Origin of the sequence: Hoeflea sp. Naph1 (assembly GCF_046837775.1) — a bacterium.
Lineage (GTDB): Bacteria > Pseudomonadota > Alphaproteobacteria > Rhizobiales > Rhizobiaceae > Hoeflea.
This window is the reverse complement of the sequence record NZ_CP177286.1, coordinates 1,759,497-1,778,471: the sequence shown is the minus strand read 5'-3', so window position 1 is coordinate 1,778,471 and position 18,975 is coordinate 1,759,497. Positions and strand designations below refer to the sequence as shown.

The following is an 18,975-nucleotide window of genomic DNA, read 5'->3' as shown; positions in this document are numbered from 1 at the left end:
TGACTATAGATTTTGACTGGGAACAATGAAATCTGCGGGTAATTGGATAATATTATTGACCAGCTTTCCCGACACTTGTTAGGCTGTTCGAAAGAGGAACCGACCGCGCCCATGACAACCGATATTTACGGACGAATTGAGCACAGCCGCACTGCAGATGAAGTAGTCCATCAGATCGAGGTTCTGGTGCTCGAGGGCGTTCTGCGCGTCGGCGACCGGCTTCCCGGCGAGCGTGAACTCGCCAAACAATTCCATGTTTCCCGGCCGATTCTGCGGGAGGCACTGAAAGTTCTGGAAGGCCGCGGGCTGCTCAACACCCAGCACGGCGGCGGCACCTTTGTCGCCGATGTCATTGGCCAGGTATTTACACGCCCGGTGATGGAATTGATCGCCCGGCACCAGAAGGCGACGCATGACTATCTCGAATACCGGCGAGAAGTCGAAGCCGTCACCGTCGAATTCGCCGCGCACCGCGCCACCGATGCCGACCGGGCGCTTCTCACCCGCATCATCACGGCCATGACGGCCGCGCATCAAAAGGACGATTTCGAGGAAGAGGCGGCCATCGATGTCGAATTTCACAGCGCCATCGGCGAGTGCGCCCACAACATCATTCTGCTCCACACCCTGCGTTCCTGCTACCGACTGCTGACCGAGGGCGTGTTCTACAATCGCGCCATGGTTTACATGCTGCCGGGTGCGCGCGAACAGTTGCTGGCCCAGCATCTGGCAATTTACGATGCCGTGATGGCCGGTGACCCTGATGCGGGGCGCAGGGCCACGCAAGCCCATATCGATTTCGTATCCAGGGCCATGATCGACGCGGAGCGGTCGGGCAACCGGGAACGGGTGTCCAAGCTTCGCCTTCAACAACGCTCGCCCGGTATTGCCGGTGCGGCTAAAACCACCAAGCAGAAACGATCGGAGACAGCGGAGTGACATTAGCGAATTCGGAGGCCGCAGGGCAGCCGCGCGTAGGGCTGTTTGCGACCTGTCTGGTCGATCTGTTCCGACCATCGGTGGGCTTTGCCAGCGTCAAGTTGTTGCAACAGGCCGGGTGCGAAGTGCATGTGCCGGTGGCGCAGACCTGTTGCGGCCAGCCCGCCTACAATACCGGCGACCGGGCCGACACACGCGAGATCGCCGAACAGGTGATCGAGGCTTTCGAGGAATTTGATTTCGTGGTGGCGCCCTCAGGTTCTTGCGCGTCGATGCTGAAGAAGCACTATCCGGGTCTGTTCAAGGGCGACACCCAATGGGAAGAACGCGCCCAGCGCTTCTCCGACAAAAGCCACGAACTGATCTCGTTTCTGACCGACGTGATGATGGTGCGCGACACCGGTGCGGCGCTTGAAGCCAAGGTGACCTATCATGATTCCTGCTCGGGCCTGCGCGAACTCGGCATCAAGGAACAACCGCGAAAGCTGCTCGGCAATGTCGACGGCGTAAAGATGCATGAAATGAAGGATTCGGATGTGTGCTGCGGCTTTGGCGGCACTTTCTGCGTCAAATATTCCGATATTTCCAATGCCATCGTCACCAAGAAAGTCGACAACATCGATACCTCCGGCGCGGAACTGCTGCTGGCTGGCGATCTCGGTTGCCTGATGAACATGGCCGGAAAGCTCAAGCGCCAAGGATCTGACGTCGAGGTTCGCCATGTCGCCGAAGTGCTCGCGGGCATGACCAGCCAGCCGCCGATCGCCGGCTCTGGCAAATAGGCGGAAAGGGGAGACAACCGATGGAACTTGCCGCCAAACATTTCAAGGCCAACGCATCCAAGGCGCTTGTTGATGCTCAATTGCAAAAAGCGCTCGGCAATGTCGAAAAGGGTTTTATCGGCAAGCGCCAGAATTCCATCGATGCGCTGCCGGAGTTTGACGCACTGCGCGACAGTTCGCGCGACATCAAGAACCATGTGCTCGCGCATCTCGATCTCTATCTCGAGGAATACGAGGCCAAGGTGACTGCCTCGGGCGGGATCGTGCATTGGGCCGAAACGGCCGAAGATGCGCGCCGCATCGTGCTCGACATCTGCAAGAAGGCCAATGCCCGCACGGTGACCAAGGGCAAATCAATGATCACCGAGGAGATCGCTCTCAACGATCACCTTGAAGCCAATGGCATCGAGCCGGTGGAAACGGATCTCGGCGAATACATCATCCAGCTGCGTGGTGAACACCCGAGCCACATCATCGCGCCGGCGGTGCATCTCAACAAGGAGCAGGTCGAAAGCGATTTCCGCCGGGTTCACACCCACCTGCCCGAGGGCCGCGATCTTTCCGAACCGGTATCATTGCTCAGCGAGGCGCGCGAAGTGCTGCGCCAGCGCTATTTCGCCGCCGATGTCGGCATTACCGGCGCCAATTTTCTGGTCGCGGAAACCGGCTCCTCGGTAATCGTCACCAATGAGGGCAATGGCGACCTGACGCAGACGCTGGGCAAGGTGCATGTGGTTGTGGCCTCGATCGAGAAGATCGTCCCGACGCTGGAAGACACTGCCCAGATCCTTCGGGTGCTGGCGCGCTCGGCGACCGGACAGGACATGAGCGTCTACACCACGTTTTCTACCGGCCCGAAGCGGCCCGAAGACCCCGACGGTCCGGACGAATATCACGTCGTGCTGCTCGACAATGGCCGCTCGGAGATGATCGGCACCGAATATCAGGACATGCTGCGCTGCATTCGTTGCGGCGCCTGCATGAACCATTGCCCGGTCTACCATGTTGTCGGCGGGCACGCCTATGGATCGGTTTATCCCGGCCCGATGGGCGCCGTGCTGACCCCGTCGCTGAATGGCATCGAGGAAACCGGGCAATTACCCAACGCCTCGACCTTCTGCGGTCGCTGCGAGGAAGTCTGCCCGATGCGGATACCACTGCCGAAGATGATGCGGCATTGGCGCGAGCGCGAATTCGAACGTAACCTGACGCCCTCGGTGGCGCGCTACGGCCTCAAGTTCTGGGCATTCTTTGCCAAACGGCCGAAACTCTACCGCTTCGCCGCGTCCTTCGGCATTCCGATCCTGTCTGCCCTGGGCGGCTCGACGCGACGATTCCGGTCAATGCCGATGGCAAGCGGCTGGACCCGCTATCGCGATCTGCCGGCGCCGGAAGGCCGGACCTTCCAGCAGCAATGGGCGCAACGCGAAGCGTTGAAACAGGAGTCGGCGCGATGAGCGGGCGGGAAACGGTACTGGGCAAGATCCGTAAATCAATACAGGTTGAAGGATCCGACACGGAACGGCGGGCAGCCGTTGCCGCGCGGCTTGGGGCCGCGCCAACCGGGGTGATCCCGGCGCGGGCGCAATTGCCCCAACCCGAGCAGATCGAGTTGTTTTCGACCATGGCGGACAAATACGGCGCCACCGTCAGCCGGATCGACGATTACGGCAAGATCCCGGCAGAAGTGTCGAACTATCTGCGCGAACGCAACCTGCCGGCAGCGATCCGTATCGGCGCCGACCAGCGGCTCAAGCAGGCCGGTTGGGCCTCGGAGAAGAATCTCGAGATCCGCGAAGGCGCGTCTGACGGCGGTGATCTGGCGGGCGTCAGCCACGCCCTGGCGGGCATCGCCGAGACCGGCACGCTGGCGCTTTTGTCGGGACAGGACAATCCGACGACGATCAATTTTCTGCCCGAGCACCACATTGTGGTGGTGAAGGCCGCTGACGTTACCGGCGACATGGAGAGCGTGTGGACCATGCTGCGCGCACATTCAGGCAAGGGCGAGATGCCTCGCGCGGTCAATCTGGTCACCGGGCCGTCGCGCTCGGGCGATATCGAACAGACCATCCTGCTCGGCGCTCACGGCCCGCGCGCGCTGCACATCATCATCGTTGACTAGGCGTGATTTGCCCCGCCCGACCTGACCGTTGGCTCTAAGCAGGCCCGTCGAGCCGCGCCGCGATATCTTCGCGGTAGTCCCGCCGAGCCTTGTTGCGGAACGCTTCGGCCCACCCGCCTGCAAGCCGGGGAAGTTCGGCCAGTTCCGCGGCGATCTCCGGTTCAACTCGTGGGTCTAGTCTGGCGCGTGTGACCCGCTCGACGCTCCAGTCCGGATTGGGGCACTCGAGGCGTCTGACCTCGTCGCCGACGCGCACGGCGCCGGGTTCGAGCACCCGATAGTACCAGCCGGTGCGAACGGTTTGCTGAAACAGCGCCGCCATCGTCTGGATGCCGGTATGAGCATTGAGTTTCCAGCAGGGCTGGCGGCCTTGCGAAATTTCCACCACCGCCGACCCCATGGCCAGCACATCGCCAATGCAGAGATTGGCCTCGGTCATGCCGCGTGTGGAGATGTTTTCGCCGAACCGGCCCGGCCCGAAGCCGTCGGCAACCGCGCCGAGCTCAGAGCGCCATGTCGGATAATGCTCGGCGGCGTAATGATGAACTGCCTTTTCGAGACCGCCGTGGACCTTCAGATCCGCCTGTTGATCATCCACAAATCCGGTGTCGGTCAGCTCCTGCGCCGTGTCTGTGGGGTGTTTGCCGATCGCTGATGGCGGCTTGCCTGCCCAGCGCTCACGGGGCTGGCCAACATAAAGGCCCAGGATGGTGGCGCGGAGTTCAACTGGCTGGTGGGTCATGCGGGCTCGTGCTCATGGCAGATCTGGTTCTTCTCGGCAGGTTCTAGGTCGACTTCCAGCACCCTGCAATAGGCCGCATCGCCGCGCCTTTGGTGGTGGCAGCACTGGTGGCAAAGCCCGAAGGTCTTGCCGCCGCGGGCGGCGATCACGCTGCGCAGAACTGCAGCTAGCCCCTGCTCCAGCACTTCAACCTGCTCCGGCGCCAGCTCAGCCAAGGCCTGATCGATGATCCTGGCCGAATGCGCCAGCGCCCGCCCGGCGGCGGTTACCGCATAGGAAATGCTGCGCCGGTCGGTTTGCGAGCGCGCTTCGGTGACCAATCCCTTGCGCTCAAGTGCCCGCAAGGTTTGCGACACTGTTCCGCGGGTGGCCCCGGAAAACGCGGCAACATGGGAAGGGGCGCGCGAAAAGCGGTTGGCACTGGCGAGGTAGCGCAGCGCCTGCATCTGCGCCGGATTGAGATCGCTGTTCCAGTCTTCCGAATCGGACAACCGGGATAGTCGCTCGATCAGAATTCGAACCTGATTGGGTTGAGCTGGTGTCATGCCGACAATGATAGCGAGTCGAAAAATACTTACAATAATTCAGACTCAATACGAATAGAGGTCGTTATCCTCATTGAAAATCCCGGTTTCGGCCTGGTTCTCGACGGTCCGGGAGCCGCCGTCATCGTGGCACTTGCCAAGCCGGAGGATGCGGTGGGGATCTCCTTTGATGGCGTGACCGCGGCGCTCAGGGTCAACGCCAGTGTTCATGCGCCCGTGCGGTGCCACACCGAAGTCTTCGATACCGACTTGGGTGATCTGAGCTTGCCTGGCAGGGTCGCCTAAGACAGGTCCCGACTGCCTGGTCCCCGCATCAGGTATTGCGCCGACCGGATCCGGCTCTCTTGACGCCCGGTGGAATTTGCGGCTTGCTTTCGGTCTGATTTCCATCCGAGTTTACCGCCATGCCTATTTCGCCTGAACACTTCCTCGCCTTCGTGGCGGCCAGCATCATCCTTCTGATCATTCCCGGGCCCACCATCATAATGGTCATCACCCAGGCGCTGGCGCATGGGCGCAAGGTCGCGTTTGCAAGCGTGATGGGCGTGGGACTTGGCGACTTGGTGGCAACTTCGCTGTCGATAGCAGGCGCGGGCGCGCTGCTGGCTGCTTCCGCAAGCCTGTTTCAGGTTCTCAAATTCATCGGCGCGGCCTACCTCATCTGGATCGGTTACAAGATGTGGCGCACTCCGGTGGCGCTTCCCGACATGTCAGAGGCGAGCATGGCATCGGCCTCCGGGCAACCGGCAACGATTTTTCGCGATTCCTTCCTGGTTACCGCGCTCAATCCCAAAGGCATTTTGTTTTTCGTGGCCTTCGTGCCGCAGTTCATCGACCACACGATGCCCTATCTGCCGCAGGCGACAACCTATGTGCTGACGTTTACCGCGCTCGCCGTCCTGAATGCGGCAATCTACGCCTATGCGGCCGCCGGCGCGCGCCAAACCATCCGCAAGCCCAAGGTGATGCAGACGGCAATGCGCACCGGTGGTTCACTGCTGATGATGGCCGGTGTCGCCGCAGCACTGACCCGGCGCGCGGGCTGAAATGCCGCGACAGAACCGGGTGGATCCGGCGGGCCGGTTGCACGCCGTTTCAAAGCGCGGCCTGCTGATGGGCAACCGCGGCTGTCTGCATGACGCACATAGCGAGATAAGCCGACGCAAACCGCCGACGGATCGCTGGATATGTTGCCTCACCGAATTCAAATCCCGTAAACGTCTACTGATGCAGCCAGGCCGATATACGGAACTGTTCTTTCTTGATGAGGCCACCGCGCTGGCCGCCGGGCACAGACCTTGCTTCGAATGCCGCCGCGCAGAAGCCTTGGCGTTTTCGCAGGCGTTGGCCCGAGGCCGAGGTGTGGACCATCTGGGAGCCGACGCGATCGACCAGATCCTCAAACCCGAACGCACTCGGCCCGCAGATCATCCGTCACGATTGCTTACGGAAGAACAGCTCGAATTGCTGCCCGAAGGCGCCATCATCTCTGACGGGGCGCGATATTTTCTGGTGACCGCTGGCGGGCTGGCGCAATGGGGCTTTGGCGGTTATCTGGAAACGAACGCTTCAGACTTCGCATCCACGCGGCACTGGCAACTCATAACTCCGCCCGCCATCATCGAAGCGCTGCGGCACGGATACCGTCCGATTCTCCATCCGACAGCGGCACGAGCCGCTGATTGAACAGGACTGAGCGCTTGATCTTCGGACCTGTTTGACTAAGGAAGACCGCATGCGCGCCAATTTCAAACTGCAACGTCTGTATCTCGATGTTCCGCTCAGCCGCGGCCAGCAGGTCACGCTGGGCAAGGAACAGGCACACTACCTGATGACGGTGCTGCGAATGAGCGAAGGCGCACAAGTGCTGGTGTTCAACGGGCGCGACGGCGAGTTCGCGGCGACGCTCAAGCCGCGCAGCAAAAAGGCCGCGGATCTGGAGATCGGCGACCAGACCCGCGCCCAACCACCGCAATCGCGGCTCGATTTCCTGTTCGCACCGCTGAAGGTCGGCCGGCTCGATTATCTCGTGCAGAAGGCCACCGAGATGGGGGTGCGGCGGATCACGCCGGTGTTTACCGACCACACCCAGCTTCACAAAGTCAACGCCGCTCGGCTGGCAGCCAACATTCTCGAAGCCGCCGAGCAATGCGGCAATCTTGCCATTCCCGAACTTGGCGACGCGGTGCGGCTCGGCACCCTGCTTGAAGGTTGGGATCCTGCGAGGCGGATCATCTTTTGCAATGAAAGCCAGGCTGGCAACAATCCGGCGGCGCAACTGGCGGAAATCACCGAACGCGACCTGGCCTTGCTGGTCGGGCCCGAAGGCGGATTTTCGGAACAGGAACGTGAGAGGTTGACCTCCCTGCCCTTCGTCACGGCGATCCCGCTCGGACCGCGAATCCTGCGTGCAGATACCGCTGCGGTTGCGGCCCTGACCGCAGTCCAAATGATCATCGGGGACTGGTAGTCGGGCAAATCCACCCCAGATCAATATTGTTTGATACTTGGATCAGGGATTTTCACTTGCAAGCCGGGCGGGTTCCGGTCCAATCAACAGCAACGGCGCAGTTTACGGTCGCGCCAGGGATATGAAACAAAGGTCCTGTTATGGCGCGCGACACCACCGACGACACACCGATCAACGCGGTCGAAGATCTGGCCGACTGGATGGCCGCCGGCTGCAAACCGCAGGAAAGCTGGCGGATCGGCACCGAACACGAGAAGTTTGTGTTCTTCAGCGACACGCTCGAGCCAGTTCCCTATGAAGGCGATCGGTCGATACAGGCACTGCTTGAAGGCATGGCGATGATGCTCGGATGGGAACCCATCATCGATGCCGGCAAGATCATCGGCCTGGTCGAACCCACCGGCGCCGGCGCCATCAGCCTTGAGCCGGGCGGGCAATTCGAGCTCTCGGGCGCGCCGCTCGAAACCATTCACCAGACCTGCCGCGAATCCAATGCCCATTTGGCGCAGCTTCAGGAAATCGCGGCCCCGTTGGGAATCGGCTTTCTCGGCATGGGCGGCAGCCCGAAATGGACATTGGCAGAAACGCCGCGAATGCCGAAATCACGCTACGACATCATGACCCGTTACATGCCGAAGGTCGGCAGCCAGGGGCTCGACATGATGTACCGCACCTGCACCATCCAGGTGAACCTGGATTTCTCGTCGGAAACCGACATGCGCCGCAAGATGCAGCTGGGCATGAAACTGCAGCCGCTGGCAACCGCGCTGTTTGCCGCCTCGCCGTTTACCGAAGGCAAGCCGAACGGGCTGGTTTCCTGGCGCGGCGATATCTGGCGCGACACCGACAACCAGCGCTCGGGACAGTTACCATTCGTCTATTCCGACAATTTCGGGTTCATGGATTATGTCGAGTGGGCACTTGATGTGCCGATGTATTTCGTGCTGCGCGATGGCCATTACCACGAAGCCACGCATGTGACGTTCCGGCAGTTCATGGCCGGAGCCATGAAGGGTGAACTGGATCAACCGATGCCGACCATGGGCGACTGGACCAACCATCTGGGAACACTTTTCCCCGATGCCCGGCTCAAGCGCTTCATCGAAATGCGCGGCGCCGATGGCGGCCCGTGGCGGCGCATTTGTGCGCTGCCGGCATTCTGGGTTGGTCTTCTTTACGACGAGAGCGCGCTTGAGGAAGCCCTGGCGCTGACGCGCGACTGGAACCTCGACGAGGTCAACTCACTGCGCGACCTGACACCGCGGGACGGGCTCAATGCCAGGATCAAGGGCCAGTCGCTGCGCGACATTGGCCGCGAGGTTCTCGGCATCTCCCGGCGTGGGCTGGTCAACCGGGCACGCCTCAACTCCGATGATAATGACGAAAGCCATTTCCTGGCGCCGCTGGAGGAAACAATCGCGCGCGGCACCACTCTGGCCGAGGAAATGCTGGCGCTCTATGAGGGACGCTGGAACGGCTCCGTCGATCCGGTCTTCCGGGACTACGCCTACTAGTGGAACGCCGCCACGGCGATACTCGCGCCGGCTGTCTGCAGCCGGTGGCGCGGGGCCGAGCCAGCATTGCGCTCTAGGAATGCCCGGTCTGGCGGTATAGTCTCATGCAAAGCCCTTTAGGCGATGCAGGAGAGACATGATCCGATGATGCCGCTTTTCGACATGATGAAGAACGCCCAGAATGGTGACGCGATGCGAACCATGGCGCAGCAATTCGGTCTCGATGAAAAACAGATGGAACAGGCGATGGCAGCGTTGATGCCGGCGTTTTCGACCGGTCTGAAACGCAATGCCTCGAACCCCGACGGCATGTCGGACTTTCTCTCGGCGCTGGCCAGCGGCAACCACGCCCAGTATTTCGAAAACATGCAGAATGCCTTCACCTCGCAGGGGATGGCCGACGGCAACGGTATTCTGGGCCATCTGTTCGGCTCCAAGGATGTCAGCCGGGCGGTGGCGGCGCAGGCGGAAGCTGCAACCGGCATCGGCCAGGAGATCTTCAAGCAGATGCTGCCGGTGATCGCCAGCACGCTGATGGGTGGCCTGTTCAAGCAATCAACCGGTCAGATGAATGCAAGCTCGGCGGGTAGTGCCAATCCGATTGGCGACCTGATTTCAGAGATGATGCGCCAGGGGATGGGCGGCACACAGGCAAAGCGCGCACCACAGGCCTCGCCGATGGACAACCCGCTGGGCCAGATCCTGCAGGGCATGTTCGGCGGCGGTCAGCAAGCCGCGCCCGAGCCCCAGGCGCGCAAGCAGAGCGCCAACCCGTTCGGCGACAACCCACTGGGGCAGATCTTTCAGGACATGCTTGGCGGCGCGATGGGCGGCGGCGCTGCTCGTCAATCACCTGAGCCGCAACAGCAATCGACGCGAGAAACGAGCGCGCCGGACAAAGCCGGCAATCCCTATGATGACCTGTTCGGCAAGATGTTTGATTCGGGACGCGAAGTCCAAAAGGGCTACCAGCAGAATATGGAATCGATCTTCGACCAGTATTTGCAGGGCATGAGGCGACCGAAGTAACACACGCAAAAAGCCGGCCGCACCAACCCCCTCAGGGTTCAGGCGGCCGGTTAAGGGCGGGACACAGGGCGGTGTCCCGCTGGGGAACTTTCAAATCAGCCTATCAGTGGATGCAGCGGCAATTAAACCGCGCGCGATCCGCCAGTTCGACCAGCGGGTCGGTGCCAACGGGCCTCGAAAGAACATCGTGCATGTCCTGCCGGGTCAATCCGATATCGGCCAGTTGCCAATCCGGCATTTCCTGAATCTTGCGCGCCGTGCGGCGATTGACCATGGCGAAAAATACGGTTCGCGCTCTGCCGGCACCTCCGAGCAGTGCCTTCAGCAAGGTCATGCCGATGCCCGTGGGACGGGTGGATGTACAGGCAGCAGGAATACTGCAGACGTTCATTGTAGTCTTCCTTGGTTGTGGGGGGCGCCGCATGATAGACGGCCGACGCAGACCCAAATTCGATCGCAATCTCTCAGAAACCGATTGATCGCACCAGCGAATGTTTCTAATCTTTAATATCAATTTTGTTGATAGGAGATTCCGATGCCGGCGCCGCTCGATATCGATCAGTTGCAGACATTCGTGGCCATTGTCGACACCGGCAGCTTCACAAAGGCAGCCGACAAGGTATTCAAGACCCAAAGCGCCGTTTCCATGCAGATGCGGCGGCTAGAGGAGCGCATCGGCAAGACCTTGTTCATCCGCGACGGCCGGCTCAACCGGCTGAGTGAAGACGGCGAAAAAATGCTCGGGTATGCGCGGCGAATCATCCGGCTCAACAACGAAACCATTACCGCATTTGACGAAAAACATCTGGAGGGTTCGATTCGCATCGGCACCCCGGATGACTACGCAGACCGCTACATGCCCGGCATCATCGCCCGCTTCGCCAAGAGCAATCCGAATGTCGAGCTTTATATCGAGTGCGAACCTTCGGGCGAATTGGCCGCGCGGCTGATGCGCGGCGAGCTGGATGTGGCGCTGGTGACCCACAATCCGCGCGCCCGCACCTCGGAAGTGGTACGCACCGAGCCGCTCTACTGGGTGACCTCGATGAACCATAATGTGCATGAGGATGCGGTGGTTCCACTGGCCGTCGGCCGCCGCTGCTGCAACTGGCGCAACCTCGCCTGCACGGCGCTGGATTCGGCCGGACGGAACTACCAGGTGCTGTTTACCAGCTGGTCGGCGACCGTGGTTGCCTCGGCGGTGCTGTCGGGGCTGGCGGTATCGATGCTGCCCGAATGCGCGGTCAGGCCGGGGATGCGGATTCTGTCGCCTGCTGATGGGTTTCCGGCCTTGCAGCCGGCACAGATCGGGCTGATGAAAAGGCCCGGCGCACCCACCGCGCTGGTAAACGCAATATGCGGCCATATCGCCGCAAGCCTCGACAACATCACCCCGGCCGGCGCCGACACCAATGTCAGCGGTCAGGGCGCTGCCGCACGGCGGGAGCACAGGGGCCGGTCGGACATTGCTGCGGTGCCTGCCTGGTAAGGTCTCCCGCAAGACCAGAAACCAAACGTTAGCAGACATGAAAATCGGGGCCACTGGCCCCGATTTCCGTTGTCCAGGTTTGGTTTTCTATCGCCTCAGGCGATATCGAAGCGATCGGCGTTCATGACCTTGGTCCATGCGGCGACGAAGTCATGCACGAATTTTAGCTGCGAATCGCCTTGCGCGTAGAATTCCGACAGGGCGCGGAGCTGCGAGTTCGAACCGAATACCAGATCAATCCGGGTCCCGGTCCATTTCAGCTCGCCGGTCGCCCGGTCACGTCCCTCATAGACCTGCTCTTCCTCAGAGATCGGCTTCCAGGCCGTGCCCATATCGAGCAGGTTGACGAAGAAGTCGTTCGTCAACGTGCCGGTCCGCTTGGTGAAGACACCGTGCTGCGATGACTGGTCATGATTTGCGCCAAGAGCCCGCATCCCACCAACAAGAACCGTCATCTCCGGCGCGGTCAGCGTCAGAAGCTGTGCCCGGTCGAGCAGCAGTTCCTCGGCTGACACCGTATAACGGGTCTTGAGATAGTTGCGGAAGCCATCGGCCATCGGCTCGAGCAGAGCGAAGGAATCGACATCTGTCTGGTCCAGGCTAGCGTCCGTGCGGCCCGGAGTGAAGGGAACGTCGACCGCATGGCCAGCGTCTTTGGCAGCCTGTTCGATGGCCGCACCACCGGCCAGCACGATCAGATCGGCAATTGAAACCTTCTTGCCGCCAGTGGCCGCATCGTTGAATGCCTTGGCGATACCCTCGAGCGTATCCAGCACCTTTGCCAGTTGCGCCGGCTGGTTGGCTTCCCAGTCCTTCTGCGGCGCCAGCCGGATCCGGGCGCCGTTTGCGCCACCGCGCTTGTCCGAACCGCGGAAGGTCGAGGCCGAAGCCCAGGCGGTGGAAACCAGTTCGGAGACCGACAGGCCCGACGCCAGGATCTGGGCCTTGAGCGCGGCGATGTCGCTGGCGTCAATCAGGGCGTGATCAAGTTCGGGAACCGGATCCTGCCAGATCAGCACTTCAGACGGAACTTCCGGACCGAAATAGCATTCGCGCGGACCCATGTCGCGGTGGGTCAGCTTGAACCAGGCGCGGGCAAACGCATCGGCGAACTGATCGGGGTTTTCGTGGAAACGCCGGGAGATCTTTTCGTAGGCCGGGTCCATGCGCATCGCCATGTCGGCGGTGGTCATCATGGTGGGAACGCGCTTGGAAGGATTATGGGCTGCCGGCGCCAGATCCTTGTCGGCCACATCCTTGGCACGCCACTGCTGGGCGCCTGCAGGGCTCTTGGTCAGTTCCCACTCGTAGCCGAACAGCATATCGAAATAGCCATTGTCCCACTGGGTCGGGTTCGGAGTCCACGCGCCTTCGAGACCACTGGATATGGTGTCATCGCCGTGGCCGGTGCCAAAGCTGCTCTTCCAGCCCAGGCCCAGTTCTTCAAGGCCCGCACCTTCGGGTTCAGCTCCGACATACTGGCTCGGATCGGCTGCGCCATGGCACTTGCCGAAAGTATGGCCACCCGCGGTGAGTGCCACAGTCTCCTCGTCATTCATCGCCATCCGCGCGAAAGTCTCGCGGATATCGCGACCCGACGCAACCGGGTCCGGATTGCCATTGGGCCCTTCCGGGTTGACGTAGATCAGCCCCATCTGCACGGCGGCCAGCGGGTTTTCCAGTTCGCGGTCACCGGTATAGCGCTTGTCGCCAAGCCATTCGGTTTCCGCGCCCCAGTAGATGTCTTCTTCCGGCTCCCAGATATCAGCGCGACCACCGGCAAAGCCGAAGGTCTTCAGGCCCATCGATTCCAGTGCACAGTTACCGGTGAGCACGATCAAGTCGGCCCAGGACAGCTTGTTGCCGTATTTCTGCTTGATCGGCCAGAGCAATCTGCGGGCCTTGTCGAGGCTGACATTGTCGGGCCAGCTGTTGAGCGGAGCAAACCGCTGCGAGCCCGAAGATGCACCGCCACGGCCATCAGCGGTGCGGTAGGTGCCGGCACTATGCCAGGCCATGCGGATGAAGAACGGGCCATAATGACCATAGTCGGCCGGCCACCATTCCTGGCTGTCGGTCATCAGCGCATAGAGGTCCTGCCTGACGGCAGCGAGATCCAGTTTCTTGAACTCTTCGACATAATCGAACGCCTCCCCCGTGGGGCTCGACTTGGCCGAATGCTGATGCAGAATCTTGAGATTGAGCTGGTTGGGCCACCAGTCGCGGTTGGACCGCAGACCGACATTGGTAGCGCCATGCACTACCGGGCATTTTGCGGAGCTCTCGTTTACCTGCTTGAGTTTCGCTTCCATATCTCTCTCCAGTCGTATCGTGGGATTTTCAAAATGAATTGGGTGAACAAGCCTGTCGCTGATGGCCGCCTCGGGCATGGTGATGAATGAAGGCTCGGGTGGCTGCGGCAGGTAAACCGCAAGCGATCGGGGGTGGCGATGCATCCCAATTGATCGCTGAACTGTTGTTTTCAGCGCCAATGTCGTTCACTTTCTCGATAATTTCCAATTGTATTTGTGATATTTGTCGATAGGTTATTCTTATCATGATTACACTCAGGCAATTGACCTATTTCGACGCCCTCGCCCACACACTGCATTTTGGCCGGGCAGCGGAACGGGTGCACGTTTCACAGCCGGCGCTGTCGACCCAGATCGCAGAACTCGAAATCCGGTTGGGTTGCCGGCTGGTCGAACGCACCCGCGGCGCGATCGTGCTGACGGAAAGCGGGCAGCGGCTGTTGCCCTCGTTCCGGCGGGTGCTTGCCGAAATCCGTTCAATCGAGGAGCAGGTTCAGCAACAGGCCGGAATTCTGACCGGGCGCATGCGGATCGGCATGATTCCGACGCTGGCGCCCTATTTGCTGCCCGCGCTGGCGCCGGAATTGGCGCGGCGCTTTCCAGCACTTGATTTTGGTGTGCGCGAGGCGATCACCGAAACCCTGGTGACACAGTTGCGCAGTGGCGACCTGGACGTGGTGATTGCGGCGCTGCCTATCCGCCAACCCGGGATTACCCATCGACTGTTGTTTGAAGACCGATTCGTGATGGCGGTGGCGAGCAACGACCGGGACGTTCTCGATTCCCCGCTCAACCGACACAAGATTGCGCTCGACCGGATGTTGCTGCTTGAGGAAGGCCATTGCCTGCGCGATCAGGCGCTATCGATCTGCGAGGGACACAGTGAAAGCGCGCTGGTCAATTTCGGGGCTACCTCGCTGACCACATTGCTGCAGATGGTCGCCCACGGCATGGGCCGCACCCTGTTGCCGGAAATTGCCGTGGCGGCAGAAAACACCGGTTCGGGCGGCATCCAGTTCGTGCCGTTTTCCCCGCCGGCGCCGTCACGCCAGATCGCCGTGTTCTTCCGCTCGGCGAGCCAGCGCCAGCGCGACTATGAAGCCTTTGCCGAAGTCGCGGCAAAAATCGGCCGCGACATCCTCAGCGCCGGCCGCAGGAGCATGGGCCTTCCGGCCTGATCCGTGCGCAGAAGATCGACCCGGCAATTGATCTGACCCGCGAGAAATCAGGCGATGTGGAAGGCAAGCAGCAGCCATTGCAGAAGGTTGACCGCCAAGCTCAGGATGAACAATGGTCGGCGAATGCGCAGCCGGTTGGATGTGACATGCACATAGCTGTGGGCGACGCGGGCGAGCACAAACACCCATGCCACGACCACCGCTGCGGTATCTGCGGCACCGGTGACATAGAGCGCCAGGCAGGCGGCGTAAAACAGCACAGGGAGCTCGAACTGGTTGGACAGATTGCGCACCGCGGCCGCACTTGGCGCCGGCTCGACGATCGGAATCCTGAAATCCGACGGCCGGGCATTGCCTGCTTTCACCGCACCAACGCGGCGTGCGGACACCAGCATGTAGATGGCGTAAGTCAGCAGCACCTGGGCCATGACAGGCCAGAAAATTGCGGTGGATTGGCTCATACCGACTCCCTGCAGGTCAATTGTCCTCAAGGGACGACAAGTGGCGCCAACATGCAATAGCCAGTGGTTACGCCTTCTACCGGGATCGCCATGGGTGCGGCTTGCCGGACAAGATCGTCAATGTTCTGTTAACCTCTCCTGCGTTACCTTCGGTTGCAATTTTCGTCGCCGTACCCGTAGATCCCCGTATGAGACTTTCAAATGTGGATGCCCGCTTCAAATTTGGCTTTGAGCCCAGCACTTTCAATCATGCAGTCGATCGTCAGCCAGCAGGCTGACGCACAGCAGAGTGCCCGCGAGACCGACAGCAACCTGATCCCCAACGTCCGGGTTGCGTCCGCCAATTCGCCACAGACAACCGAAAAGCTCAACGACTACTATTTTGGCGATCACATGAGTGTGACCGAAGTTCAGGTCAAGCTTTTTGGCTATCTGGCCAGCTATCTGAACAAGCAGATTTCAGCGCAGGACGACGCCGCAGCGGCAGGCGAAGCGCCCACCACCACTACGGAACTGTCCCGGCATCTGGCGTCAATGGATCAGGGCAAAAGGGAAAGTCTGGGCGCTGCGCTGGGCGGTTTTGACAATACAGGCGACAGCGCGCGGGGGCTGGCGCTTAAGATCTCGCTCAATTTCAACCTCGACGAACTGTCGCGGGACAAAAAGATCGAGAACTATCTCGAGCAGATGATCGGCTTTGACCTGAAGGGAATGACCGTGGCTGATCTGGTCAAGTCGTTCCTAGACCCCGAAGGCTCGGAAAATCAGAAAGTCCGCGACGTCATCTCTGAGGCTCTCGCGGGGCAGCACGGCTCCAAAGCCTCACAACGGCTGGAAGACGCCACCAAGGGGCCGCGTACGGTTGAGGAAACCAAACGGGATATCGCCGACAAGAAGGTCTATGACGAAGTCGACGCGGAAACCAAGGCAGAGGATGAAGCCGACATCGACACCGCCAAGGCGTTCGAGACCTTGAACGAGGTCAGTACCAACATCGAGAGCGCTGACGAGACAGAACAGCAAGAGGCGGCGCCAAAACCTGCCGCCGAGCAATCCGCCACGACGGCTAACACAGACGAAGCACCTGCTGACACCAGCGAGCCGGATGAATCCGATTCCGAGACCGCATCCGGGCAGGAAAATCGCCTGCATCCGGGCTATGCGGAACACATGGCACGCGCCGCATCCAGGGATTCTCAGCGTCCGGGCTTTGCGCCGCTCTATCTGTAACGGGCTGTTAGACGGCCTCGCCGTGCGATTTGCGTCCGGCGCGCCAGCGGCCGAACCACAATGCAACAATCAGCATCAGGGCAAGGGCACCGGTAAGGAACTTCGCCGCCGTCAGCCCCCGCAACACAGGCACCAGCTGGGCGTTGAACGTGCGGCTTAGCGACGGTGGGCCGAACAGCGCATCAGCCACGGCATTCTCGACATAATCGCAGCCGAGATAGGCGAACGCCAGGGCCAGAACCAGACCCAGCCCGATCCGCGCAGAGAGCGGGCTGCCGGCCTGATTGCGGCGCGAATTGAGCGCAGCGAACCCGGCAAATGCAAGGCTGGCTGCCAGCATCGGCGGAAACAGCAGATCAGACCCGGCATGCATTGCCACATAGGCTTCCGACGCGCTGCGAAGACCTGCGGCCTGCGCCTTAGCAGCTTCGCTGACAAAAGCCTGATGCAGCGCCGCCGCAGCCTCCGTACCATAACCCAGCGGCACCGCGTCGGGCAGATAGTGTCCGCCGATGCTGGCGCTGATCGCCGCGCCTTGAACCGTCACCATATAGACCAGCAGCGCGATAGTTAGCGCGCACAGTATCCAGCCTGGCCAGATCCGTTTCATCACACCGAGCCGGGGTAATTGGGGCTTTCCCGGGTGATGGTCACATCATGCGTGTGACTTTCGCGCAAGCCTGCACCTGAAATGCGCACGAAGGTGGCGCGTTCGTGGAAATTCTTCAGATCGGCGGCGCCGACATAACCCATCGCTGCCTTCAAACCGCCAGCGAGTTGGTGCAGCACGCCCGAGACCGGTCCCTTGTAGGGAACCTGACCTTCAATACCTTCAGGAACCAGCTTGAGTGTATCGCGTACCTCGGCCTGGAAATAGCGATCGGCAGAGCCGCGCGCCATCGCACCGACCGAGCCCATGCCGCGATAGGCCTTGAACGAGCGGCCCTGGTGCAGATAGACCTCGCCGGGGCTTTCGTCAGTGCCGGCCAGCAGCGACCCGACCATGCAGGCCGAAGCGCCGGCGGCGATCGCCTTGGCCAGATCACCCGAATATTTGATGCCGCCGTCGGCGATCACCGGAACGTTGTGCTTCTGGGCTTCTTCAACCGCACCCATGATGGCGCTCAGCTGCGGAACGCCAACCCCGGCGACGATGCGGGTGGTGCAGATGGAGCCCGGCCCGATGCCGACCTTGACGGCGTCAGCGCCGGCATCGATCAAGGCCTTGGTGCCCTCGGCGGTGGCGACATTGCCGGCCATAATGCGTACCGAATTCGACAGTTTCTTGGCGCGGGTGACCGCATCGAGTACCCGCTGCGAATGGCCGTGTGCGGTATCGATGACAAGCAGATCGACACCGGCAGCGATCAGCCGCTCGGCACGTTCAAATCCGTCCTCGCCCACCGAAGTGGCGGCAGCGGCACGCAACCGGCCCTGCTCGTCCTTGGAGGCATGCGGGTTGAGCTGCGACTTCTCGATGTCCTTGACGGTGATCAGGCCGACGCAACGCCCCTCGCCGTCCACCACAACCAACTTTTCGATGCGATGGCTGTGCAGCAGCCGCTTGGCTTCGGTTTGTTCGACGCTTTCCTTGACCGTGACCAGGTTCTCGTGGGTCATCAATTCATGGATCTTCTGATCCGGATCGGTGGCAAAGCGGACATCGCGGTTGGTCAGGATGCCCACCAGCCGGCCCGGGCCGGTGATGACGTTGCCAGTATGCTCGACCACCGGAATGCCGGAAATGCCGTGCATCTTCATCAAACCCAGCGCTTCAGACAGTGGCGCGTTTGGGCCGATGGTCACAGGATTGATGACCATGCCACTTTCGAATTTCTTGACTTGGCGCACCTGCTCGGCCTGTTCTTCCGGCGTCAGATTGCGGTGAATGACGCCGATGCCGCCGGCCTGGGCCATGGCGATCGCCAGCCGCGCTTCAGTCACGGTATCCATGGCAGAAGAAATAATTGGCAGATTGAGATCGAAATCTCGGGCGATGCGGGTGGCGATATTGGCCTCGCCGGGCATGACCTCGGAATGGGCGGGTTGCAACAACACGTCGTCAAAGGTCAGCGCTTCAACGCCGGTGATCGTCTGAATGATTTTTGCCATCGCCTGTCTGTTCCAAATTGTCGGGGACAGCGCCGGATGGAGACCGT

Annotated in this window: 20 protein-coding genes; 13 read left to right on the top strand and 7 right to left on the bottom strand. The window is 61.0% G+C overall.

From position 1 onward, the window contains the following. Positions 1-111 precede the first annotated feature (111 nt). The 4 genes from ACK6D9_RS08460 to ACK6D9_RS08445 are packed head-to-tail and all read left to right on the top strand — an operon-like array spanning position 112 to position 3,846. Positions 112-939 carry an FCD domain-containing protein gene (locus tag ACK6D9_RS08460; protein ID WP_412051319.1) on the top strand — a complete coding sequence of 276 codons (828 nt, stop codon included), beginning with the start codon at positions 112-114 and terminating at the stop codon, positions 937-939. Next, the gene (locus ACK6D9_RS08455) at positions 936-1,721 is read left to right on the top strand and encodes a (Fe-S)-binding protein (RefSeq protein ID WP_412051318.1); all 786 of its coding nucleotides are present in this window, start codon (positions 936-938) and stop codon (positions 1,719-1,721) included. Before ACK6D9_RS08460 ends, ACK6D9_RS08455 begins: the two co-directional genes overlap by 4 nt. A 20-nt stretch (positions 1,722-1,741) precedes the next feature. Next, positions 1,742-3,178 (top strand): LutB/LldF family L-lactate oxidation iron-sulfur protein, encoded by a 1,437-nt coding sequence (locus ACK6D9_RS08450; protein WP_412051317.1) that lies wholly within the window; start codon positions 1,742-1,744, stop codon positions 3,176-3,178. Beyond that, entirely contained in the window at positions 3,175-3,846 is a 672-nt protein-coding gene (locus ACK6D9_RS08445) for a LutC/YkgG family protein (RefSeq protein ID WP_412051316.1), read from the top strand. The genes ACK6D9_RS08450 and ACK6D9_RS08445 overlap by 4 nt, the downstream gene beginning before the upstream one ends. 34 nt (positions 3,847-3,880) lie before the next feature. On the opposite strand, the gene ACK6D9_RS08440 is transcribed toward ACK6D9_RS08445, so the two are convergent. Further along, positions 3,881-4,588, bottom strand: coding sequence for an MOSC domain-containing protein (locus ACK6D9_RS08440; protein ID WP_412051315.1), 708 nt, complete (start codon positions 4,586-4,588; stop codon positions 3,881-3,883). Beyond that, positions 4,585-5,133 carry a MarR family winged helix-turn-helix transcriptional regulator gene (locus tag ACK6D9_RS08435; protein WP_412051314.1) on the bottom strand — a complete coding sequence of 183 codons (549 nt, stop codon included), beginning with the start codon at positions 5,131-5,133 and terminating at the stop codon, positions 4,585-4,587. The genes ACK6D9_RS08440 and ACK6D9_RS08435 overlap by 4 nt, the downstream gene beginning before the upstream one ends. A 126-nt stretch (positions 5,134-5,259) precedes the next feature. Here ACK6D9_RS08435 and ACK6D9_RS08430 point away from each other — a divergent pair, with 126 nt between their 5' ends. The 6 genes from ACK6D9_RS08430 (at position 5,260) to ACK6D9_RS08405 (ending at position 10,146) form a co-directional block, all read left to right on the top strand. Beyond that, positions 5,260-5,418, top strand: coding sequence for a hypothetical protein (locus ACK6D9_RS08430; RefSeq protein WP_412051313.1), 159 nt, complete (start codon positions 5,260-5,262; stop codon positions 5,416-5,418). Positions 5,419-5,543: 125 nt separating this feature from the next. Beyond that, positions 5,544-6,179 (top strand): LysE family translocator, encoded by a 636-nt coding sequence (locus ACK6D9_RS08425; protein ID WP_412051767.1) that lies wholly within the window; start codon positions 5,544-5,546, stop codon positions 6,177-6,179. Positions 6,180-6,246: 67 nt separating this feature from the next. Beyond that, positions 6,247-6,819, top strand: coding sequence for a hypothetical protein (locus ACK6D9_RS08420; protein WP_412051312.1), 573 nt, complete (start codon positions 6,247-6,249; stop codon positions 6,817-6,819). Between the two features lie 49 nt (positions 6,820-6,868). Further along, positions 6,869-7,603, top strand: coding sequence for a 16S rRNA (uracil(1498)-N(3))-methyltransferase (locus tag ACK6D9_RS08415; RefSeq protein WP_412051311.1), 735 nt, complete (start codon positions 6,869-6,871; stop codon positions 7,601-7,603). A gap of 140 nt (positions 7,604-7,743) precedes the next feature. Further along, positions 7,744-9,117 carry a glutamate--cysteine ligase gene (locus tag ACK6D9_RS08410; protein ID WP_412051310.1) on the top strand — a complete coding sequence of 458 codons (1,374 nt, stop codon included), beginning with the start codon at positions 7,744-7,746 and terminating at the stop codon, positions 9,115-9,117. 144 nt (positions 9,118-9,261) lie between these two features. Beyond that, a complete protein-coding gene (locus ACK6D9_RS08405; protein WP_322990986.1) occupies positions 9,262-10,146 on the top strand; it encodes a DUF937 domain-containing protein in 885 nt (294 codons plus the stop codon). A gap of 103 nt (positions 10,147-10,249) precedes the next feature. On the opposite strand, the gene ACK6D9_RS08400 is transcribed toward ACK6D9_RS08405, so the two are convergent. Next, complete coding sequence (locus ACK6D9_RS08400) at positions 10,250-10,537, bottom strand: DUF1127 domain-containing protein (RefSeq protein WP_412051309.1); 288 nt, start codon at positions 10,535-10,537, stop codon at positions 10,250-10,252. Positions 10,538-10,681: 144 nt separating this feature from the next. On the opposite strand from ACK6D9_RS08400, the gene ACK6D9_RS08395 reads away from it, so the two are divergent. Continuing rightward, positions 10,682-11,635 (top strand): LysR substrate-binding domain-containing protein, encoded by a 954-nt coding sequence (locus ACK6D9_RS08395; RefSeq protein ID WP_412051308.1) that lies wholly within the window; start codon positions 10,682-10,684, stop codon positions 11,633-11,635. A 95-nt stretch (positions 11,636-11,730) separates the two neighbouring features. Here the strand turns inward: ACK6D9_RS08395 and katG are convergent, their stop codons facing one another. Beyond that, positions 11,731-13,947 carry a catalase/peroxidase HPI gene (gene katG, locus ACK6D9_RS08390; protein ID WP_412051307.1) on the bottom strand — a complete coding sequence of 739 codons (2,217 nt, stop codon included), beginning with the start codon at positions 13,945-13,947 and terminating at the stop codon, positions 11,731-11,733. 245 nt (positions 13,948-14,192) lie between these two features. Here katG and ACK6D9_RS08385 point away from each other — a divergent pair, with 245 nt between their 5' ends. Then, the gene (locus tag ACK6D9_RS08385; protein WP_412051306.1) at positions 14,193-15,125 is read left to right on the top strand and encodes a hydrogen peroxide-inducible genes activator; all 933 of its coding nucleotides are present in this window, start codon (positions 14,193-14,195) and stop codon (positions 15,123-15,125) included. 47 nt (positions 15,126-15,172) lie between these two features. Here ACK6D9_RS08385 and ACK6D9_RS08380 read toward each other — a convergent pair whose 3' ends face one another. After that, the gene (locus ACK6D9_RS08380) at positions 15,173-15,586 is read right to left on the bottom strand and encodes an MAPEG family protein (protein WP_322989402.1); all 414 of its coding nucleotides are present in this window, start codon (positions 15,584-15,586) and stop codon (positions 15,173-15,175) included. A 228-nt stretch (positions 15,587-15,814) separates the two neighbouring features. Here ACK6D9_RS08380 and ACK6D9_RS08375 point away from each other — a divergent pair, with 228 nt between their 5' ends. After that, positions 15,815-16,816 (top strand): hypothetical protein, encoded by a 1,002-nt coding sequence (locus tag ACK6D9_RS08375; protein ID WP_412051305.1) that lies wholly within the window; start codon positions 15,815-15,817, stop codon positions 16,814-16,816. A gap of 7 nt (positions 16,817-16,823) precedes the next feature. On the opposite strand, the gene ACK6D9_RS08370 is transcribed toward ACK6D9_RS08375, so the two are convergent. Then, positions 16,824-17,426: a hypothetical protein gene (locus tag ACK6D9_RS08370; protein WP_412051304.1), complete on the bottom strand. Its 603-nt coding sequence runs from the start codon at positions 17,424-17,426 to the stop codon at positions 16,824-16,826. Beyond that, entirely contained in the window at positions 17,426-18,928 is a 1,503-nt protein-coding gene (gene guaB / locus ACK6D9_RS08365) for an IMP dehydrogenase (RefSeq protein ID WP_322989405.1), read from the bottom strand. The genes ACK6D9_RS08370 and guaB overlap by 1 nt, the downstream gene beginning before the upstream one ends. Positions 18,929-18,975: the final 47 nt, after the last annotated feature.

Excerpts from the sequence above, each read along its gene's own strand:
- ACK6D9_RS08460 (WP_412051319.1), top strand. The coding sequence starts at position 112 with ATGACAACCGATATTTACGGACGAATTGAGCACAGCCGCACTGCAGAT.
- ACK6D9_RS08450 (WP_412051317.1), top strand. The coding sequence starts at position 1,742 with ATGGAACTTGCCGCCAAACATTTCAAGGCCAACGCATCCAAGGCGCTT.
- ACK6D9_RS08445 (WP_412051316.1), top strand. The coding sequence starts at position 3,175 with ATGAGCGGGCGGGAAACGGTACTGGGCAAGATCCGTAAATCAATACAG.
- ACK6D9_RS08440 (WP_412051315.1), bottom strand. The coding sequence starts at position 4,588 with ATGACCCACCAGCCAGTTGAACTCCGCGCCACCATCCTGGGCCTTTAT.
- ACK6D9_RS08435 (WP_412051314.1), bottom strand. The coding sequence starts at position 5,133 with ATGACACCAGCTCAACCCAATCAGGTTCGAATTCTGATCGAGCGACTA.
- ACK6D9_RS08420 (WP_412051312.1), top strand. The coding sequence starts at position 6,247 with ATGGGCAACCGCGGCTGTCTGCATGACGCACATAGCGAGATAAGCCGA.
- ACK6D9_RS08415 (WP_412051311.1), top strand. The coding sequence starts at position 6,869 with ATGCGCGCCAATTTCAAACTGCAACGTCTGTATCTCGATGTTCCGCTC.
- ACK6D9_RS08410 (WP_412051310.1), top strand. The coding sequence starts at position 7,744 with ATGGCGCGCGACACCACCGACGACACACCGATCAACGCGGTCGAAGAT.
- ACK6D9_RS08405 (WP_322990986.1), top strand. The coding sequence starts at position 9,262 with ATGATGCCGCTTTTCGACATGATGAAGAACGCCCAGAATGGTGACGCG.
- ACK6D9_RS08400 (WP_412051309.1), bottom strand. The coding sequence starts at position 10,537 with ATGAACGTCTGCAGTATTCCTGCTGCCTGTACATCCACCCGTCCCACG.
- ACK6D9_RS08395 (WP_412051308.1), top strand. The coding sequence starts at position 10,682 with ATGCCGGCGCCGCTCGATATCGATCAGTTGCAGACATTCGTGGCCATT.
- katG (WP_412051307.1), bottom strand. The coding sequence starts at position 13,947 with ATGGAAGCGAAACTCAAGCAGGTAAACGAGAGCTCCGCAAAATGCCCG.
- ACK6D9_RS08385 (WP_412051306.1), top strand. The coding sequence starts at position 14,193 with ATGATTACACTCAGGCAATTGACCTATTTCGACGCCCTCGCCCACACA.
- ACK6D9_RS08380 (WP_322989402.1), bottom strand. The coding sequence starts at position 15,586 with ATGAGCCAATCCACCGCAATTTTCTGGCCTGTCATGGCCCAGGTGCTG.
- ACK6D9_RS08370 (WP_412051304.1), bottom strand. The coding sequence starts at position 17,426 with ATGAAACGGATCTGGCCAGGCTGGATACTGTGCGCGCTAACTATCGCG.
- guaB (WP_322989405.1), bottom strand. The coding sequence starts at position 18,928 with ATGGCAAAAATCATTCAGACGATCACCGGCGTTGAAGCGCTGACCTTT.